Annotated in this window: 17 protein-coding genes and 1 riboswitch; of the genes, 4 read left to right on the top strand and 13 right to left on the bottom strand. The window is 33.2% G+C overall.

Going from position 1 to position 21,198, the window contains the following annotated elements; translation table 11 throughout:
- Positions 1-15 precede the first annotated feature (15 nt).
- Entirely contained in the window at positions 16-1,608 is a 1,593-nt protein-coding gene (locus ACF91D_RS00685; protein WP_101051142.1) for an alpha-glucoside-specific PTS transporter subunit IIBC, read from the bottom strand.
- Positions 1,609-1,831: 223 nt separating this feature from the next.
- Here ACF91D_RS00685 and ACF91D_RS00690 point away from each other — a divergent pair, with 223 nt between their 5' ends.
- A complete protein-coding gene (locus ACF91D_RS00690; protein WP_327620723.1) occupies positions 1,832-2,593 on the top strand; it encodes a MurR/RpiR family transcriptional regulator in 762 nt (253 codons plus the stop codon).
- A 291-nt stretch (positions 2,594-2,884) separates the two neighbouring features.
- On the opposite strand, the gene ACF91D_RS00695 is transcribed toward ACF91D_RS00690, so the two are convergent.
- From ACF91D_RS00695 to ACF91D_RS00740, 10 genes are all read right to left on the bottom strand, one after another.
- On the bottom strand, positions 2,885-3,391 hold the full coding sequence (locus tag ACF91D_RS00695) for an SRPBCC family protein (RefSeq protein WP_039068094.1): 507 nt from the start codon (positions 3,389-3,391) through the stop codon (positions 2,885-2,887).
- Positions 3,392-3,813: 422 nt separating this feature from the next.
- Entirely contained in the window at positions 3,814-5,106 is a 1,293-nt protein-coding gene (locus ACF91D_RS00700; RefSeq protein ID WP_039068096.1) for a Na+/H+ antiporter NhaC family protein, read from the bottom strand.
- Between the two features lie 111 nt (positions 5,107-5,217).
- Positions 5,218-5,318: riboswitch (SAM riboswitch) on the bottom strand.
- A gap of 148 nt (positions 5,319-5,466) precedes the next feature.
- Positions 5,467-6,078 carry a flavin reductase family protein gene (locus ACF91D_RS00705; protein WP_069792384.1) on the bottom strand — a complete coding sequence of 204 codons (612 nt, stop codon included), beginning with the start codon at positions 6,076-6,078 and terminating at the stop codon, positions 5,467-5,469.
- Between the two features lie 136 nt (positions 6,079-6,214).
- The gene (locus ACF91D_RS00710) at positions 6,215-7,096 is read right to left on the bottom strand and encodes an SDR family oxidoreductase (RefSeq protein WP_069792383.1); all 882 of its coding nucleotides are present in this window, start codon (positions 7,094-7,096) and stop codon (positions 6,215-6,217) included.
- A 78-nt stretch (positions 7,097-7,174) separates the two neighbouring features.
- Positions 7,175-8,305, bottom strand: a complete 1,131-nt coding sequence (locus ACF91D_RS00715; protein ID WP_069792382.1) for an amidohydrolase — start codon at positions 8,303-8,305, stop codon at positions 7,175-7,177.
- Complete coding sequence (locus tag ACF91D_RS00720) at positions 8,305-9,495, bottom strand: SulP family inorganic anion transporter (protein WP_327620724.1); 1,191 nt, start codon at positions 9,493-9,495, stop codon at positions 8,305-8,307. The genes ACF91D_RS00715 and ACF91D_RS00720 overlap by 1 nt, the downstream gene beginning before the upstream one ends.
- A 707-nt stretch (positions 9,496-10,202) precedes the next feature.
- Entirely contained in the window at positions 10,203-11,276 is a 1,074-nt protein-coding gene (locus ACF91D_RS00725; RefSeq protein WP_208182069.1) for a YkvI family membrane protein, read from the bottom strand.
- 349 nt (positions 11,277-11,625) lie between these two features.
- Positions 11,626-13,005, bottom strand: a complete 1,380-nt coding sequence (locus ACF91D_RS00730; RefSeq protein ID WP_327620725.1) for a flavin monoamine oxidase family protein — start codon at positions 13,003-13,005, stop codon at positions 11,626-11,628.
- Between the two features lie 18 nt (positions 13,006-13,023).
- On the bottom strand, positions 13,024-13,908 hold the full coding sequence (dapA, locus tag ACF91D_RS00735; protein WP_327620726.1) for a 4-hydroxy-tetrahydrodipicolinate synthase: 885 nt from the start codon (positions 13,906-13,908) through the stop codon (positions 13,024-13,026).
- Positions 13,909-13,932: 24 nt separating this feature from the next.
- Positions 13,933-15,423, bottom strand: coding sequence for an aldehyde dehydrogenase family protein (locus ACF91D_RS00740; RefSeq protein WP_327620727.1), 1,491 nt, complete (start codon positions 15,421-15,423; stop codon positions 13,933-13,935).
- Between the two features lie 173 nt (positions 15,424-15,596).
- Between ACF91D_RS00740 and ACF91D_RS00745 the strand changes: the two genes are divergently transcribed.
- The 3 genes from ACF91D_RS00745 to ACF91D_RS00755 all read left to right on the top strand — a co-directional run bounded on the left by ACF91D_RS00745 (position 15,597) and on the right by ACF91D_RS00755 (position 17,792).
- Positions 15,597-16,457, top strand: a complete 861-nt coding sequence (locus tag ACF91D_RS00745; RefSeq protein WP_119584703.1) for a MurR/RpiR family transcriptional regulator — start codon at positions 15,597-15,599, stop codon at positions 16,455-16,457.
- A gap of 111 nt (positions 16,458-16,568) precedes the next feature.
- Positions 16,569-17,321: a threonine/serine exporter family protein gene (locus tag ACF91D_RS00750; RefSeq protein ID WP_119584702.1), complete on the top strand. Its 753-nt coding sequence runs from the start codon at positions 16,569-16,571 to the stop codon at positions 17,319-17,321.
- 12 nt (positions 17,322-17,333) lie between these two features.
- Positions 17,334-17,792 carry a threonine/serine exporter family protein gene (locus ACF91D_RS00755; RefSeq protein ID WP_119584700.1) on the top strand — a complete coding sequence of 153 codons (459 nt, stop codon included), beginning with the start codon at positions 17,334-17,336 and terminating at the stop codon, positions 17,790-17,792.
- A gap of 482 nt (positions 17,793-18,274) precedes the next feature.
- On the opposite strand, the gene hutI is transcribed toward ACF91D_RS00755, so the two are convergent.
- Together hutI and hutU are read right to left on the bottom strand one after the other, a co-directional pair.
- Positions 18,275-19,513: an imidazolonepropionase gene (hutI, locus tag ACF91D_RS00760; protein ID WP_107548471.1), complete on the bottom strand. Its 1,239-nt coding sequence runs from the start codon at positions 19,511-19,513 to the stop codon at positions 18,275-18,277.
- Positions 19,513-21,174, bottom strand: a complete 1,662-nt coding sequence (gene hutU, locus ACF91D_RS00765) for a urocanate hydratase (protein WP_119584698.1) — start codon at positions 21,172-21,174, stop codon at positions 19,513-19,515. Before hutU ends, hutI begins: the two co-directional genes overlap by 1 nt.
- Positions 21,175-21,198: the final 24 nt, after the last annotated feature.

The raw sequence follows: 21,198 nt of genomic DNA on the forward strand, positions 1-21,198 counted from the left end.
ATTACTTATATATAATTATTTTACATCTTCATTATTCACTAAATTTTCAAATGCTTCTCTTACTTGAGGCACTGACATACCTACAACCACTTGGACATTTTTGCCACTTTTTACTAATCCATGCGCCATTTGATTATGTGTAAAATACGCACTATCTTCGACTTTCTCAACGTCGTTCACAGTAAGTCTTAGGCGTGTGGTACAGTTTGTTACATCTTTGATATTTTCCTTACCACCTAAACCTTCTAAATAATAAATCGCCTTATCTTCATACTCATTCCCTGTGGATATTGCGTTATTATCTTCATTCTTTTTACCTTTATAATCATTTTTGTTATATAACTTCATATCTTTTTCATCTTTTTTACGACCAGGAAGTGGAATATCAAATTTAAGAATTAAAAACCTAAATAAGAAATAATAAATCGCAGTAAATCCTAAGCCTATAATGATTTGTATCACATAAGTTAACCAATGATTTTGTGCTAACGGTATCCAGTTTGTTGCAAAGAAGTCTAATAGTCCTCCACCAAAGTTACCTACTAAACCAAATCCATACATCATCGTATCCATTGTTGCAGCTAATAACGCATGGAGAACAAATAAATAAGGCGCTATAAATAAAAATGTGAATTCTAATGGTTCTGTTATACCAACTACAACTGCAGTTAATGTTGCTGGAATAAGTAATGCTGCAATTTTCTTTTTATTTTCTTTAGGTGTAGTTGAATACATCGCTAAAGCAATACCTATAGCCCCAAAGACCTTACCATTACCTTGTAGCATAAATCCATATGGGAATTGTTCTTTTAATGGTTCAGTGCTTTTAGCAAATTCATTAACGTGTTCAAACCATTCTGCTTTTAAGCCATGATTGACTACAACAGGACCAACTTCAATTGGTGCATATATAAAATGGTGTAATCCTGTTGGAATTAATACTCGTTCTAAGAAGTGATACAACCAAACGCCAATATAACCTGATCCAATAATAAAGCCTTGTAATGAAGTAATACCACCTTGCACCGTCGGCCAAATAACACATGTAAGTAGTGCTATTGGTAACATAACAAAGAATGATATCGTCACCACAAATGTTAGACCTTGGAAAACGCCTAACATCTCTGGTAATCGTTTACTGTAGTATCGATTATGTATCCAAGTTATGATACTTGAAATGATAATTCCACCAAGTATATTCGTATCTAACGTTTCAATCCCAGCAATCGCTTTAAGTCCTGTTACATTGTCAACGCCTTTTTCCAAATTCGCTCCAAATGTATGCGGCCATTGCGTAAGTATTGCATTTATAAAAGTATTGAACATAAGGTAGCCCATCAATGCTGCTAAAGCTGCATGTCCAGGCGCTTTTTTAGCCAAAGATAGTGGCAAACCGACCACAAACACAACTTCCATATGATTAAAAATTGTCCAACCACCAGCTTCGATTACTGACCAAATTTTAAACCAAGTTGTTCCATCAGCAGCAATGCTTCCCATAATCGATGGATTTTTAAATAAAGTGGCAAATCCTAAAACAATACCAAAAAATGCAAACATTAATACAGGTACAATCATCGCACTCCCAAATCGTTTAATTGCATTCATAGTCGTATAACCTCCTATTTCTATACATAAGCATTTATCTACACATCGTTCATAATAAATCTATAAATATAATTCATTGAGTATGTGTTGTATGTGATTAATTTAATATTAAGGGAAACGCTTACATACAGACAATAGTTTGACGCCATTCGGAACAATTTTGTATAATCAGATTATATTTTCAAAACATGAAAATATTTTCATGAAGTGTGAGGTGACAAATTTGTTTTTAGATGAACGTGTTAATACTAACTTTAATAAATTAAATGAAAATGATTTACATATCGCACATTTTATTAATACACATATCCTACAATGTAAAACGATGAAAATACAAGAATTAGCAGAACACACCCACGCATCTAACGCCACCATTCATCGTTTCACACGTAAATTAGGCTTTGATGGTTATAGTGATTTTAAATCTTATTTAAAATTTGAAACTGAACAATCACATCAATTAGCTTCAGATTCAATCGAAGGTTTTAAACAAGAAATCGAAAATACTTTCACTTATTTAGAAAGAATCGATTATGACCTGATTACAGATAAAATTTACCAAGCAGAAACCGTTTATTTATATGGAACTGGATTAGCCCAAATGAATGTTGCTCAAGAGGCACAGCGTATCTTACTAACGGTACATAAAAATATTATCGTACTTCATGACGTACACGAATTTAAAATGGTATTGAATAAAACAACACCGAAAGATATCTTTTTTATCATTTCTCTTTCTGGTGAATCAGAGCAATTAACAGATATCAGCAATTTATTACAGTTACGTCAAAAATATTTTTTCTCTGTTACCACTTTAAAAGATAATACCCTTGCTCAGAAAGCAAATTATAATATTTATGTATCTAGTAATACATTTTACTTAGCAGACGGCATAGATTATTCAAGCTTTATTAGTTACCATATTTTCTTCGAAACCTTATTACGAAAATATAATGAACGTAAAGTAATAGGTGAATTGTACTAAAATATACTTTCCAACTATCATCTTATTCGACATGTTCAAATAACCGTATTGAGGCTTAAATGATTACTTTGAATTTATTACTTATAAAAAGCTCCCTCTAAAGTTTTTACACATTTAGTAATTACTTTAAAGGGAGCGTTATTTATTTGAAGTAACGACCGAGCAAACCGTATAAAGTATTTCCTTTGATACGGGCCGAAACTTTATTCAAACTTAAACGATATTATCAGAATTATGAAAATCCAACAAAATCATATCAGACAATATGATTACAATATCAACTCAACAATATTATAAATCCGCTTCAAACTCTTCAAGTGTTAATTGTAGTTTGTCGAATAGCATTTCAAATCCATGCGCCGTTGAATCATGATATTCTTTCTTCTTCTGTTTATATTCTAAAGATGTTAATCTTCTTTCTCTTGGTACAAAAGCAGTATAATTGAAAACCATTTGTGTAATGCCAGGTTCTCTTTCGAATATTTCTACTTCTATCGTATCTTCTGAATCGCTTAATTCTGGCATACCAATTGTCATGACGATATATTCATAAGGCAATAATGAAGCAAAAGTACCTTGTACTACATTTTCCTTACCTTTACGAACATCAACAATTTTATACGTTCCATTTTGTTCCGCAGCTACTTCAATAGTTTTATTTGTTCTTTCAGTTGTCATAAACCACTGTTTAAGAAAGCGTTGGTCTGTCCACGCTTGGTATAATAATTCAGGCTCTACTTTGAATAATCTTTCAAGACGAATTTCAACATTCTCATTTTCTACATTGTATTTACCCACGATCGATTGTTCACCTACTTTCACTCTTATTACTATTCTAACGCATTCCACTATACTTCTAAACAATTAATACATAAATATAGTAATGTTCTTTAATATTTATAAAGCTTTAACAATCTCATTTTATCGCTATTAGTCAGTAAACGTCAAAACTTTCATTTTTAGTGAATATTATCTAAATAAACTTCACGCTTATCTTAGCATATTCTGTTCACATACTATTTATTAAAAAAAGCGAATGAGCCCGGTATACACATGCCCGGACTCAAATTTAATATCAATTATAATCAGTTAAAATTTAAAATCACAGTGAAAACAAAAAATTTTCGAATGCTTTCTAAATCCTATTTATCAATTTATAACTCCGACACACTAGCCAGTACTTAAAAGTCTACCTCACTTCAAATTTAAATATATCTTAATTACTTTTTATTTAATCTAGGCAATCTAAAGAAGATTGCTATCAGTCCACAAACACCTAATATCATTGGATAAATAGAATACGGTACTAATTCAAATGGAGATATAGACGCCACACCTGCAGCCGCAATCAGCTGAGGACTATATGGCAACATACCCTGGAAACAACTCGCAAACATATCTAAAATACTGGCTGATTTACGCGGATCTACATCATATTCTTCTGATATATCTTTCGCTAATGGGCCTGCCATTAATATAGAAATAGTATTATTTGCTGTTGATATATCTGCAACACTTACTAAGCCAGCAATCCCTAATTCTGCACCGCGTTTAGATTTAACTTTACTGCGTACAAAATTTAACAACCAAGTAATACCACCATTATGTTGAATCAACGCAACTAATCCACCAATGAGCAATGCAATAATCGCTATATCTTCCATGCCGATAATACCTTTAGATATTGAATTTAATAAGCCAGTCCATCCAAATGAACCATAAATTAATCCAATAATTGCAGAAAGTACAACACCACCGATTAATACGATAACGACATTTACACCTATTAGTGCTAAGATAAGCACAAATAAGTATGGAATTACTTTAATAAGGTCATAATCGTAACTTTTACTTGCATCTATGTGCGCACCATTAGTTAAAAACCAAAGCACAATAATAGTAAATATCGCACCAGGTAAGACAATTCTTATATTCACCTTAAATTTATCGCTCATTTTCGTTTTCTGAGTACGTACTGCAGCTATTGTAGTATCAGAAATCATCGATAAATTATCACCAAACATAGAGCCACCAACAACAGTAGCCATTGTGATAGCTGCTGAAACATCTGTAGCCTGACTTAAACCAAAACCAACTGGCGCTATAGCAGCTACCGTTCCTACAGACGTACCCATTGATAAAGATACAAACATACATATAATAAAGAGCCCGACAATAATTAAGTTTTCTGGTATTAATGATAACCCTAAATTAACTGTCGACTCCACGCCGCCCATATCTTCTGTCGTTTGGGAAAATGCACCTGCTAACAAGAAAATCAACATCATTAAAATAATATTAGAATGTCCTGCACCTTTTGTAAAAACTTCAACCTTTTTATGAAATGCTTCTTTTCTGTTTAATGCTAAGCCAACGATAGACGCAACTAATATAGCTACATTGAGTGGCATCGTAGTAAAGTCACCCGTACCAATACCTACACCTAAAAACATACCAACAAATACGATTAAAGGTATCAAAGCCCATGCGTTACCTTTTTTTGTCTCCTCCATACATAACCAACTTTCCTAAATATTAAAACAGAATCTAACATTCTATTATTTTTTAGTCCTAAAAATAAAAAAACTCTTTCTATTTAAGAAGAAAGAGTAATCTGTGATTCATTCTTATCTTCTAGCATAATTTATGCTACTGGATTTGGCACACGCATCATCATGTTGCCGAAGTATCAACGGGCCAGTCCCTACACTTCTCTTGATAAGTTATTATTTTATTTTATTACAGTACAGTATTAATCGTAATTCGTCAAATAGGAAAGCGGATAGAAAACAATTTTTATAAATGCTTTCATTTTCTCTCCCTTCCAACTATCTATTATTTCAATAAAGCTTATTTTGTTAAATATCTTTTAGTTACTCCATTGGACGTTCTATTGTGAATTTATTTCCTAAAGAAGCGTAATCATTACCCGCTAAACGAGCTACTGCACTAAGCGCATCGGCGTCTATTTTACTATCTTCAAAATAAACGGACTCATCAATATGAAACATGACTACTTCACCTATAATTAAGTCAGATCCTTCTTGAGAGTCACCTAACGGAATAATTCTATCTAACTTACATTCCATACGAATTTTTGCTTGTTCAATGCCAGGCACTGAAACTAATTCAGAGTCAACACAATTCAGGTTTGTTCTTTCCAATTCATTTTGGTTACGGATCAATGGTGCTGCTGTTTGGTTGATTTGTTCTACTGTAGCTTCATCTGTGATATGGACAACAAACGATGCCGTTTCCTCAATATTTAAAGAAGTGTCTTTGCGTTTCCCTTCAGAACGACCTGTAGAAATCATAATCATTGGAGGCGCACTATTAACAACGTTGAAAAAGCTAAATGGCGCTGCATTCAAACGCCCTTCTTTATCTTGGGAAGTAACAAATGCGATGGGTCTAGGTATCACACTACCACTTAATAATTTATAATTTTGCTTTTTAGTTAAAGTATCTGCTTTAAATTTCTTCATAAATGATTCCCTTACCTTTCTATAAATAAGAAGGAGGTAGGATATCAATGTATCCTTGCCTCCTTATACTTAGTATCGTCTAGATATCAAAATACTAATAGTTAAATTAGATTACGGTCTCATTTCTGCATCAATTCTAATCTAATTGGGTACCACCTGTCACACCATAAACTTGGCCTGTTGTATAGCTTGATTCCTCGGCAGCTAAATGGACGTATACGCCTGAAAGTTCAACGGGTTGGCCAGCTCTACCTAAAACTTCTTTTTGACCAAAAGTAGGAATTTTAGATTGGGGCTGTCCACCAGAAATTTGGAGCGGTGACCAGAATGGGCCTGGTGCTACACAGTTCACTCGAATCCCCTTACTACCTAATTCTTCAGATAAGCTTTTGGTAAGTGAAATAATAGCTGCTTTGGAAGCGGCATAATCATGCAAGATTGGACTTGGATTATACCCTTGTACAGATGACGTCAATGTAATCGTTGCACCTGGTTCTAAATAATCAATTGCTTTTTGCACTGACCAGAAAATAGGATAGACATTTGTTTCGAATGTCTCAGTAAATGATTCAGTATCAAAGCCTTTAAGATTATTTCTATATTGCTGATGTCCTGCTACAATTGTTACATTATCTAATCCACCAAGTTTATTATAAGCTGTTTCAACTAAATCATAGTTAAATTGTTCATCACGTATATCACCTGGGATTAATACCGCTTTACGACCCGCGGCTTCAATCACTTGTTGCACTTCTTCAGCGTCTACTTGCTCAGCCGGTAAGTAGTTAATCGCCACATCCGCACCTTCCTTTGCATAGGCAATAGCAGCGGCTCTACCGATAGCAGAATCTCCACCAGTCACTAACATCTTGTAATCTTTCAAACGTCCGTAACCGGTATAAGTTGTTTCACCACAATCAGGCTTAGGCTCTAATTTATCTTGTAAACCTGGAATGGCTTGTTCTTGTTTCGGGAAATCTTCACTTGAAAATTTTGTTCTAGGATCTTGTCCTGGCATATGCAAACACTCCTTATTTAAAGAATATGCTTATGCATTACCCTGATTTTTTAACTTTTAATACATCAATCGAAGATTCTATTTAGATTGTTCGTTTAAAAGTTTTTGTACAAAACTTACGAAATAATCAGGTACTTTTTCTAATATACGTTCATCTGGATCATATTTAGGATGATGCAGATCATATTCACTATTAGAACCAATAAACACAAATACACTTGGATATTTATTTGAGAAACCAGAAAAATCTTCTCCGATGGTTAATGGTTGATCCATAATACTCACATTATAACCTACCGATTTAGCAACCTCTATAGCGTCTTCTGTTAATTTTTCATCGTTAACAACTGCACCTGGTAAACGATGATATAACGTTTCAATTTCAACACCAAATGCTTCTGCAAGGCCACTTCCAATTGCACGCAAGCGTTTTTCGATGTAATTGCGTTTCTCTTCGTCAAAACTTCTCACTGTGCCTTGAACATAAGCTTCATCTGCAATAACGTTCCATGTATTACCACTCGATACTTCACCGATAGTAACAACGCCATTATCGAATGCTGATAAATTTCTACTAACAATTGATTGCACGCTATTAATTAATTGTCCTAACACAATAACTGGATCATTACCTTGTTCAGGTTTTGCAGCGTGAGCCCCTACACCTTTAATTTTAAATTCAAAACGATCTACCGATGATGTAATAACACCTGATTTTACTGCAAATTCATCAATGTCTAATGTAGGGTAATTATGATAGCCTAACACCGCTTTAGCGCCTTCTATCGCGCCTGTATCAGTAATATGATACGCACCATAACCTAGTTCTTCTGCAGGTTGGAAGATAATGCGTACGCGCCCAGCTAATTGCGATTCAATTTCTTTCAATTTTGTCGCTACTGCAAGTATGCTCGCCATATGAATATCATGTCCACAAGCATGCATCATACCTTCGTTCGTAGATGTAAATTCATGTACAACTTGCTCTTTAATAGGTAATGCATCTATGTCTGTTCGGACTGCTACAAAATGTTCACCTTGACCAATCTCTGCTACTAAACCAGTTTCTAATGGTAAGTCTAAGATTGTAATATTATATGATTCTAAAATTCTTCTTAATCTTTTTGTTGTTTCATATTCTGCATCTGATAATTCTGGATATTGGTGAAAAGTTCTCCTCCAATTTATGTAATCTTCATAATGTGGCATTACATGTCACGTCCTTTCTTATTTTTTAAGCGCAAAATGAGATAGTAGGCAATTGTTACAATTACTACACCTGCAGCTAAATTATTCGTTATTAATATAATCGCCATCGTTAACGTTACTATACACCCATTAAAAATTGGTGCCTTTTTAACAAACGATACAGTTCTTCTATCAAATGTATTTAAAGATATCGTAATTAATACGGTTGCTAATACCGCCATAGGTATTTGACCAATAATACTTCCAAATACAAATAAACCAAAAAGTAGAAAACTACCAGTAATCAAAGTTGAAACTCTCGATGTTGCTCCCATACTTAAATTAAATTTTGATTGTCCCACTAATGCGCTACCACCATATCCACCAAACAATCCTACAATAAAATTTGCAATACCTTGACCAATTGACTCTTTGTTTTTATCACTAGGCGTATCCGTAACAACGTCCATCATTCGAGCAGTTAAGGTTGTTTGTACAACAGCTACAATGGCCATTGTTAATCCATACATAAAAATAATAAAAACAATTTCCAAATCATAGTTCATGTTAGGTAAACTAATATTGGGTATACGCACATGTATGGGAGCTAAATTGTGAACATATTGAATATCTGGCTTAATTAACCAAGCAGCAAATGTTAGTACAATAATAGAAACTAAAGGCGCCGGTATAATTTTTATATATCGTTGAACCAACCAAATAATTAAAAATGAAATTAGCACAAGAATATAAGTAGTATTAGAAATATAAAATATATTATCAAGCTGAGATGTGAATAGGAGTACCCCGAGGGCATTCATAAACCCTATTACAACACCTGTAGGAATATAATCCAATAGTTTATTTGTATGACAGTAACCAAATATAATTTGAATTATTCCCATAAAAATTGTAGCTAAAATTACTGCTTGCATACCATAACTCGCCATAAGTGGTGCTACGACTAAAGAGACACCACTACTTGGCGCTGAGACCATTAAGTTCCTATTTCCTGTAAAACTAATAACAATCATCATCAATCCTGTACTTAACATGCCTATTGTCGGGCTCACGCCTGCAATAAAAGAAAACGCGATAGCGCCTGGTAGAAGTGCAAGTGCTATTAATACACCAGATAGTGCATTCGGCATGATATTACCTTGCCATTGTTTGATATAACTAATGTGTGTCACGCCGAATGTCACCTCCATATGTTCCTATTGTCATATGGTATCATAATTGTCGAAATATTTTATCAATTCTGTTTATCAAAATATAAAAACATCAGTACTTGAGCTGATACTCATACGTATGTACTACACTACCAAATATTACAAATACAAAATCATTATTTTTGCGATGTCCTTAACTCCTACAAACATCTCTATGCTTATATAAATCACTAGATAAACATATATAATACTAACAATTTAATGTAGTTTCTATTAAGAGATATTCTATAATAATATTTGTTCTTGATTTTACACTTTAATATAAATTAATCATTTACTGTTTTAATTTCTTAGTAAATACCCTTCACTCTTTATACATAAAAAGACCGCCTACTTTTTAATTGGGTAACTTTGACTTAATGAAGATATCCAATTACTAATAGACAGTCCTTATTTATAAATATTTAAATTGGCAGTAACTATATAAAAGCTAACCACTCGCTTCTTCATTCCAAAATCATACAAGCTTGTTAATTGTTTATATTCCTTTTATAGACTAAGTCACATAGCAAACATGTTAACTATGAAATCATAAGGTTCTTCGTAAAATAAATATCCATTTAGATTTAATAATTATTTTTGAGAGTGTTTTCATCATTATCTTAAGCTCAAGATGTTCAGTGTAAATATAATTATTATTACATTGATATACAAATTTATTAAATTATAGTTGATAGGGTTTTCTATTACATCAATCTTGTTATTGAGAATTTATTATAAATCCATCTTACTAATAAAGCTGCGCTAATAAATAAGCCAATATAACCAAATGTTTTGAAAACGAAATTTACTAAATCAACAAAACCAATGAAACTAAGTAAAAATGAGGCAACTAGTGAAATACTAAGCAGTAAAACATATTGTTTACTTTTGGGTTTAGTAAACCTGTTTAAAAAAGTATACAACATACCAACACAACCGTTAAATATTACCCCAATCATGACCGCTGACATAAAAACGCTAACCAATGGATGTATATCATTAGCTAATAATAATGTCGGTATATCTACACTGTTTGCTTTTTGAATATTTGCTAATAAACCACTTGTCATGATTAATAGTAAGATACTGAATCCTAAACCACCATAAAATGAACCTCTTCTCGCTGCTTTATGACTAATTGAATCACAACCGATAATGGTTAAAAACCCAAAACTATTGCCAATAATCAACCCACCATATACAAGGGCATCCCACCACCAAAAAGGACTAGAGGTTTGCGAAGGTTGGATATATTTATTCACTTCTGAAAAAGGAACTGTTGGATTAATAATGTTATATCCTGCAATGATTAACACTGCTATTACAAGAAATGGGGTTACCACACTTAATACTACCATAATGCCATTAAATTTAAGTTGTAATACGATGAACAGTAAGATAACAATTGCTAACGATCCAATCCAAATTGGTAGATCAAACCCTTGATATAAGGCTGAACCACCACCTGCTATCATAACTACAGTTAGCCCCAACAAAAAAAATATAGTCAGATAATCTAATATACGCCCAATAAATTTACCAAATATATTATTTAACGATATTTCATAAGTATTTGCATCTAAAAGATAGCCAATTTTTGAAGTTTGTCGTGTTGCAAAAGTTATAATAATACCTGTGAGAATCACAGCTATATATGCATAATTACCATGATTCACAAAGAATTGTAACAACTCTTGACCAGTAGTAAAACCGGCTCCTACAATAAAGCTTAAATAAGCCAAAGTTACTTTAAATGCTGCTTTATTATCTTTGCTCATTACCCATAGCATCCCCTTTTCGATTATTTGTAAAATAATCTTGTAGGATTTCAAATAATAATTAAAATTCAAGTTTTTATTTGACAACAAGATTTACTTTTATCTTCAAATAGATAATTTTGAGTATATTTTATCCTACAAGTTACAAACATAATTAACATAATCGAAAATAGGTTTATGATTTGTCAACCGATGTTAAATTCAGATTGTAATAATAACTAAGAAGTTACTGAATCAAACTTCTTTTGTTCATTATAAAAATTCTCATAGGATAAAATAATTTAATACTAATTAAATAAAATATTTCTAAGCTATTTTATCCATAAACTAATAAATCATTAGTAAGCGCTTACAAAATATTTTTTATTTTTTTATCTTCTTTAATTTCGTTAAATTCTAATAAGCTATTAATATTTTGAGCTGCTGTAAACCCTGTCTGAATAGCCGTCTCTGTATAGAGAGTTCCTAAATAATCTCCAGCTAAATATAATCTGCCTTCGGGTTTAGTTAGTGTTGGTTGTATCTTAGCACGACCTGGGTAAACATATGCTGAACCATACGGAAATTTGTTAACATGTCCTTCTACAACATAATTTCTAAAGCCTGGGAACATGTCCTCTAAATCATTTAAATAAATTTCCAAAATTTCTTCTTCTGATTTATCTATTAACATTTTTCCCCTATTTGCTGGAGAAAAAGTCATAAAACTACTACCTTGTTCTCTTTTTTTCTCTGAAGCATGATTCACATTAGAATTATGAATCAAAACATCAAATGATTTTTTGGGTGTAGCAAAAGCATATACATCATCCCATACTTGTTTTCCGCTTTCATTTGTTAAAAATGAAGCACTCACATGAGGTCCATATTTAATTTTACTTAATGCATTATCAAGTTCAGCACTAAAATTCTTAGTTATTTTTCTAGTTATGGGTGCAGGAGTCGCTAGAACCACATAACGTGCTGTTTCAGTAATTTCTTTACCATTTTTAATATAACGCACTGTCACAAAATCTTGGTTATGAACTACTTCTCGAACTTCTGTTTCAAGCTCAATTTGATGTTTTAATGTTGATGCTATAGTGTTGGTTAAAGTTGAAGGACCTCCTATTATATTTTTTGAGAGTCCGCCTTCTTTGCTCCAAATCATATCAAAGTATCCCACACCTGAGCCAGCTGATATTTGTTCTGGATCGCCTGTAGAGCGACTTACTGTAGGTCGAAATATTGCATCTGCATCTGTAGGTAATTTACCAGTAAATTCAGAAAATGTTTTATCATTCATAAAATCTAGAATACGTTGTTGCTGGACACTAGGTTCTTCTAAAGGACGTTTCTTCGCTACTTTACTATATTTCATAACTGCTAACCTAACCTTTGCGCCAACAGTTAACATTGCCAACCTTGCTTTCCAAGACATCGGTACCCTAAATGGATAAAGTTCTACTCTTCCGCTCAATAATAACTTTCCATTTAGATGCATAGCAGATAACGTGCCAGGTACAGGTGTAGATTTAACACCTACAGATTGTAATAATTCATCAGTAGCTGATCCTTCTCCTGCATAGACATGACCTCCCCAGTTCAACCAATAGTTACCTCGTCTTTCTGACATTACTCGACCGCCTACACGATTTGATGATTCTAGTAACAATATATTGTGGTTTTTGAGGCGCCAAGCTGCTGAAAGCCCAGCTAGGCCACCTCCGATAATAATTACGTCTTTCATAATTAAACACCTCTTATTTTAACTATTATTTATTTCATCCAATACTACTTTCATTTTTTCTTCAAATGCTGGAGTGGCCGGTTTTAACGGTAAACGGCATGTTGTTCCAGAAATACCTAAAACTTTTAATCCTGCTTTTACTGTCCCAGGCACTGTTTCTTCTTCTAATAAATTATACAAAGGAAGTAATTGTTTATTTAATTCTATTGCTTCTTGAATGTTATTATCTTGCACAAGTTTATATAAGCGAGCGATTTTACTTGGAACTAAATTATCTACTAAACCTATTGCTCCCTGTGCACCAATTGCTAATGAAGGTAAAAATAGATCTTCAAAGCCATTTAATAATGCAAAATCAGGGTCATCTTTAACTAAATCAAGCACCTTAGAAGTGTGAACACCATCTGCAGTGTTTTTAATGCCTACTACACCATCAATTTTACTAATTTCATGAATGATTTCTGGTGCAAGTTCAACTCCAGTGGCTTCTGGATAATGATAAATAACTATACCAACGCTTGTACTCTCTGCTACATTTTTATAATGTTCTACAATACCTTCATCGCTTGTAACCATATAATACGGGTTTATAACTAAGGCAGAATCTACACCCACACTTTCAGCGAATTGCGTTAATTCAATTGTATCTGATGTTCTATGACATCCTGTTCCTGCCATGACTTGTACTCTGTTATTCACTTTTAAAGTTACAAATTCTATAATTTGTTTTCTTTCTTCTATAGTCATTAACGAATACTCTCCAGTACTACCGCCGACAAGCACGCCTTGAAGACCTCCAGCAATCACATGTTCAATTAAATTACCGAATGAATTATAATCAATATCTCCGTTTTCTAACATTGGCGTTGGTAGCGCTGCAATCATTCCATATGGTTTATACATAATAAATCCTCCATTTATTTTTATTTAATCAATATTAATCATTACACTTTTGACTTCTGTATAACTTTGTAACCCGTATTCACCACCCATTTCTCTTCCAATACCGGATTGTTTATAGCCGCCGAAAGGCATTGTCTCTAATTCAAGACCAACTGTATTAATCCAAACCGTTCCTGCTTTCAGTTTTTTAGATATATAATGGGCATTTTTAAGATTCTGTGTCCAGACACTTGAAGCTAATCCATATTCACTATTATTGGCTCTATCTATAACTTCATCGATTTCATCAAATACAAATACTGCCATTACAGGACCAAAGATTTCTTCTCGTGCAATTGTCATATCATCTTCGACATCTGCAAAAATTGTAGGTTCTATATAATAACCTTGTTCGTTAACTTTACTACCACCAAAAATTAATCTTGCTCCTTCTTCATTACCTTTATTAATATAATCAATTACTTTATCTTGCTGTCTCTTAGAAATAAGCGGCCCCATGTCAGTTGATTGTTCCATACTTGGACCTACTTTCACGTTTTCAGCTCTTGTTTTTAATCCCTCAATAACTTCCTCATATATATCACGATATACATAAATTCTTGTACAAGCACTACAGTTTTGGCCTTGATTATACATTGTCCCATCAAAAGCACCATCAATCGCTTCATCTAAATCAGCATCTTTTAGTAATATAGCTGGAGATTTCCCACCTAACTCTAACGTAATATTTTTAATTTGCTCTGCTGCCCCTTTCATGACACCTTTTCCAACATCTGTCGATCCAGTAAACGCTACCTTATCTACTTTTTCATGATTAACAAGAAATTCTCCAGCAGTACGTCCTGGCCCTGGTACTATATTAACTACGCCATCTGGAAAACCTGCTTGTTTAAATAAATCAGCCGCATAAAGTAGTGATAGTGGAGTTTCTGTCGCTGGTTTAATTACAATGGTACATCCTACTGCTAATGCTGCACCTAACTTCCAAGCAGCCATTAACAATGGAAAATTCCAAGGTATAATTTGACCAACAACTCCTACTGGTTCATGTAAAGTATAGCTAACTAAATCATTTGATATTTGAGTCGTTTTACCGGATATTTTTGTTGCAAAACCAGCATAGTATTCAAATTGTTGGATTGTACCATCTATATCGTCTGCTAAAGCTACCTCATAAGGTTTACCACTATCAATAGCTTCTAATTCGGCAAGTTCTTCGCGATTTTCTTTTAATAATCGTGCAAATTCGTAAATTATATTTGACCTTGTATGCGCTTCCATTTTTGTCCAAGAACCTTCGTCAAATGCTTTTCTCGCAGCTTCAACTGCTTTATCTATATCCTTTCCCCCAGCTTCACTTACATTCGCTACAAAGTCTTCTGTTGAGGGATCAATTACTTCAAAAGTATTGTTGTTTATCGCTTTTGTGTAATTCCCATCTATATATAGCGGGATTTCTCTACTTAAGAACTCTTGTACCTTTGGTTTCAAATCTTTAATATCAAAATTCAACATTTAATTGCCTCCTTAATCTTATTGATTTGAATTTTAACACCAAAAATGAATAAATGTAAACCTTTTCAAATAAAAAAGGAATTTTTTTATTCTTATATTGTTATTTGATTACTGCAATTCTTCTGTTATTATTAGTTAAAATAAGAATTATTATCGGAAGGAGAGGATTCTTAATGAACAGAAAAACATTATCTTTAAAAGAAAAACTTGTAAATAGAAAAAGTACTCTACCTAAAAAACAACAAAAGTTATGTAATTATATACTTAAAAATTTTGAAGATTTAGGCCTTACAACTATTAAGGAACTCTCAAATAAAGCAGATGTGGGTATTTCTACAGTGATGAGAACCATCAATGCTTTGGATTATAAAAATTTTAATGATTTTAGAAAAGATATTTACAACGAAGCTCTACCAAGTAATACTAAATTCTCTCTAAAGAATGCTTTTATCCATAGTGAAAAATTGAAGACCAATACTTTGACCAACGTATGGGATAAAAGCGTGGACTTATTAAACCAATCGTTGAAAACTGATTTAATTGCTAACTTTGATATAGCAGTTCAATATATTGAACAAGCGACAAGTGTAAGTATTTTGGGAACTAGACCTTATAAATCAACAGCTTTATATCTTGAACATTTATTAAATGAATTCTATTTAAATGTCCATCAACTAAGCGGGGATACAGATGCAACACTCGATAAAATAACTAAAATGGCTGCTAAAGATATTCTTATAGTATTTGCATTTGAACCCTACACATATTCAGTCATTAACGCAGTAAAAGAAACAAAGAACCAAGGGAATGATGTATTGTTAATTACAGATTATGATTCTTCCCCAATTATCGAATATGCTTCAGTAACATTAAAGTTGTCCGTTAGTAAAGATCATTTTTCAATCGTACCAATAATCGCCCTTATAGATGCATTAGTCTTAGAATTAGGAAAACGTACATCCGAATCTTCATTAGATAAACTTAGAACACTAGAAGATACATTGATTAGAAATAATGTTACATATCATAAATAATTTTTAAATAGAATTTTGCTGGCATTATTTTTTAGCAAAGTTTCCACTCCTTTCTCTTGGACAGATTAGTATTAGAATAGTGTCACTATTATTGATTTGGAGGTACAGATATTGAATAGTTCTCAAGATAAAATAACTATGAGTGTTATTTTAATTGCCGGCAAAATATTGCTATCTTCAGGTGCTGAAATTGCACGTGTAGAAGACACGATGAAACGAATGGCTCTCTGTATGGGCTATAATAATAGTCAAGGATACGTTATAAATAACTTTATAAATTTTTCTCTTAGCGAAAATCACGATACACGTATTGTTCGAATCAATAAAAATGCAACAAATCTACTTAAAATTTTTCAAGTTAACTCTATTTCACGTCAACTAACCAATAATAATATTTCAATTCATCAAGCTTATAATCTTTTATCCAATATTGAACATACGACTTTAACCATCGCTTTATGGAAAAAACTTATTGCGGCTGGATTTATTTCACTTAGCTTTTTATATTTACAAGGCGGTGATTGGCAAAATATTATTCCTACATTTATTGCTGGCTCTGTTGGATTTTTAATCGTTGAGTGGATGCAAAGTAGGTCACCAACAATGTTTATACCCGAATTGGTTGCTTCTTTTGTATTAGGTTTTATTATTTTATTAAGCGCAAAACTATTTAATACTAATCAAACAATAGGCCCGGCAATGATTGCTTCTATTATGCCTATTGTGCCTGGAGTCTTAATTACTACTGCTATACAGGATTTATTCAGCAGACATATGTTAATGTTTACAGCTAAATTTTTAGAAGCTTTAGTAATCGCTTTTGCTATTGGATCAGGAATTTCAATTGTTTATTTAATTTTTTAGGGGGTCAACGTTATGACGTTTATGTACACTTTGTTTTTTAGTTTTACAGCTTCTTATTTTTTTGCATTGATATACGACGCCCCTAAAAAATTGTTCTTACCAGCTGGCTTAGCTGGTGCACTAGGCTATATAATTAACTTCACCCTAAACACATCATTTCAAATGGATAGCATCTACACAAGTTTATTAGGGAGTTTAACTTTGGGTTTAATCAGCCATATAATGAGTAGATTATTCAAATCTCCTGTTGTTGTTTTTATGATTCCTGGTATTATTCCTTTAGTACCAGGAAGCCTAGCATTTAGAGCTATGCAGCAACTTGTGACACTAAATTTCACTGATGCAAGCAATACATTTATTAGAACCATACTCATTGCTGGCTCAATAGCACTAGGTTTAATAATTTCTGACCAACTATCTAAAACCTTGAATATAAGGAAATTTATGAAAATTAAACGAAATCAATTATAGTAAACATAAGTCATTTACAAATGATTATCAGCTTATATCAAAGAAACTCTATGAAGAGTTATGATGCAAACTATAAAAAATAGATGCTTCACAGTTATTTTTTATAGTTATAGTGTGAATTAGTTCGACAGATTCTTGGATTTTAAATTCATATTAAAAATCTGAACAACTTTACTCCCATTTTCTAAAATTCCATTGGAGTATATAGAGTTCTTGAACTATATAGGAAAATAAAACTTATTAAAAGAATTTCATTTAGACATAGAATTTATAATGGTTTCGTAACCTTACTTCAAGACTTTTTATTACTCCAAAAAAAAAAGAGAATAAGCAACTTCAAGTTACTTATTCTCAAAAAATTCATATAATTTCTTTGGCAAAGACCCAATAAAACGTCAATTTCTATATCATCTCGATAGAAATTGACGTTTATGCTTTAATCAGAGATTTTTCTGTCTCATACTCTCAATAAAATAATTAGATTAACCTTTTAACTGAATTTTATTATCTAATAATACTTTACCATCTTTAATTACTGTTTCGGCATGGTTAATACCGTAATGATATGGAATATATTCATGGTTTGGCGCATCCCAAATTACAATGTTTGCTTTATCGCCTTCATTAATTGTTCCAGCATCTACATCTATTGCTTTTGCAGCATTTACCGTTACCGCATTCCAAATTTCATTCGGTGATAGTTTTAATTTTAATGCAGCAATAGACATTACAAGTTGTAAATTATTGGTAACACAACTACCAGGATTAAAGTCTGTTGCAATTGCAATCGCGCCATCATTATCTAGCATGCCTCTTGCATCTGCATATGTTTCTTTACCTAAATAAAATGTTGTTCCTGGAAGTAATACAGCTACAGTATCACTTTGTTTTAATTTCGCCTTACCTTCTGTACTAGAAGCAACAAGATGATCTGCTGAAATTGCGCCTTCATCAATAGCTAATTCGAGTCCACCTAATGGGTCGATTTCATCAGCGTGTATTTTCACATTAAACCCTAATGCCTTAGCAGCTTGCATATACTTCCTTGATTCCTCGATAGTAAATACACCTGTCTCACAAAATATATCTGCAAAATCTGCGTATGGTTTAACTTCAGGTAGCAAGTCAATCATTTCTTGTAAGAATGCTTGATTTGATTTTGCATCTTTCGGAACTGCGTGAGGTCCTAAAAAAGTATGCTTCATATCTAAATTGTATTTGTCTGCCAAGCGGTTAGATACACGTAACTGTTTAAGTTCATTTTCTTTATCTAAACCATAACCACTTTTACTCTCTACAGCTAACACACCATGTTCAATCATTGTTAACAGATTCTTTTCTGCTTTTTTAAACAATTCATCTTCAGTAGCCTTGCGAGTGGCTTCAACTGTAGATAAAATGCCGCCACCTTGTTCAAGAATTTCTAAATATGAAACACCTTGTCTTTTAAGTGACATTTCATGTTCACGTGACCCTCCATGCACAAGATGTGTATGAGCTTCAACAAGTGCCGGTGAAACTACTTTGCCTGTCGCATCAATAACTTCATTCGCTTCATAGTCATCAGAATGGTTGCCTGCATAAACTACTTTGCCATCTTTAACAACGACGGTTCCATTTTCGATGATATTTAATTCATCTAATTCTTTTCCTTTTAATGGGCGTTCAGTTGATTTTGGTAAAATAAGTTCTTTTATATTTTGAATGATTAAATCGTTCATTATTTACCTCCTTTACCTGTAATCATTGGGATTTTTATGCCTTTTTCTTTTGCTACTTCAATTGCAGATTCATATCCAGCATCAGCATGTCTCACTACACCCATACCCGGATCCGTAGTAAGTACACGTCCTAAACGTTTGTCTGCACGTTCTGAACCATCCGCAACAACAACCATACCAGCATGCAACGAATAGCCCATACCTACGCCACCCCCGTGATGGAATGAAATCCATGAACCACCTGCTGCAGTATTGATTAAAGCATTTAAGATAGCCCAGTCACCGACAGCATCAGAGCCATCTTTCATTCCTTCAGTTTCTCTGTTTGGACTTGCAACGGATCCTGAATCTAAGTGATCACGTCCAATAACAATAGGTGCAGAAATTTCGCCGTCACGTACTAATTTATTTAGTGCTAAGCCCATTTTTGCACGTTCTTCGTAGCCTAACCAAGCAATACGTGATGGTAAACCTTGGAACGCAATTTTTTCTTGAGCTAAATCTAACCAACGTATTAATTTTTCATTGTCTGGAAAAATTTTCCTCATTTCCTCATCAGCGCGTTCAATATCTTTTGGATCTCCACTTAAAGCTGCAAAGCGGAAAGGACCCTTACCTTCACAGAATAACGGACGAATATAGGCAGGTACAAATCCAGGGAAATCAAATGCATTTTCTAATCCATCATTAAATGCGACTTGTCTAATATTATTACCATAATCAAATGCGACAGCACCATTTTTTTGGAATTCAAGCATATATTCGACATGTTTCCTCATAGAAGTTTGAGATTCTTTAACATATTGTTTTGGGTCTTTATCACGAATTGCTTTAGCCTCTTCCAACGAGTAACCTTCTGGTATATAACCATTTAATGGATCATGTGCGCTTGTTTGGTCAGTTACAATATCAATTTTAAAACCTTTATCTAAAATTGCTTTATGTGTATCGACAGCATTGCCCACTAAACCAATAGAAAGTGGTTCCCCTTTATCTCGTGCTTCTGCAGCTAGACGTAAGGCTTCATCTAAATCATGTGTTTTCACATCGCAATAACGTGTCTCCATACGTTTATCAATACGTGTTTCATCTACATCTACACCAATTACAACACCGCCGTTCATCGTAACGGCAAGTGGTTGTGCACCACCCATACCGCCTAATCCAGCAGTTAATGTTACTGTACCGTTCAATTTACCACCAAAATGTTGATTGGCAAGTTCACCAAATGTTTCATATGTACCTTGAACAATACCTTGAGAACCAATATAAATCCAACTACCTGCAGTCATTTGCCCATACATCATTAATCCTTTTTTATCTAATTCGTTAAAGTGATCCCAATTTGCCCATTCTGGAACCAATACTGAGTTAGAAATTAATACACGTGGCGCTTCTTCATGTGTTTTAAATACAGCAACTGGTTTACCTGATTGTACTAACATTGTTTCATCTGCTTCTAATGAGCGTAATGTTTCTTCAATCGCTTCAAATGCTTCCCAATTTCTAGCTGCCTTTCCAATACCTCCATAAACTACCAAGTCTTCTGGACGTTCAGCTACTTCAGGATCAAGGTTGTTATATAACATTCTTAAAACCGCTTCTTGTTCCCAACCTTTACATTCAATGTCTAAACCTTTTTTTGCTACTATTTTTCTCATGAAAAATCACTCCTTAATTTAATA

Source organism: Staphylococcus sp. 231237_7MaSpsaltlick, assembly GCF_043107035.1.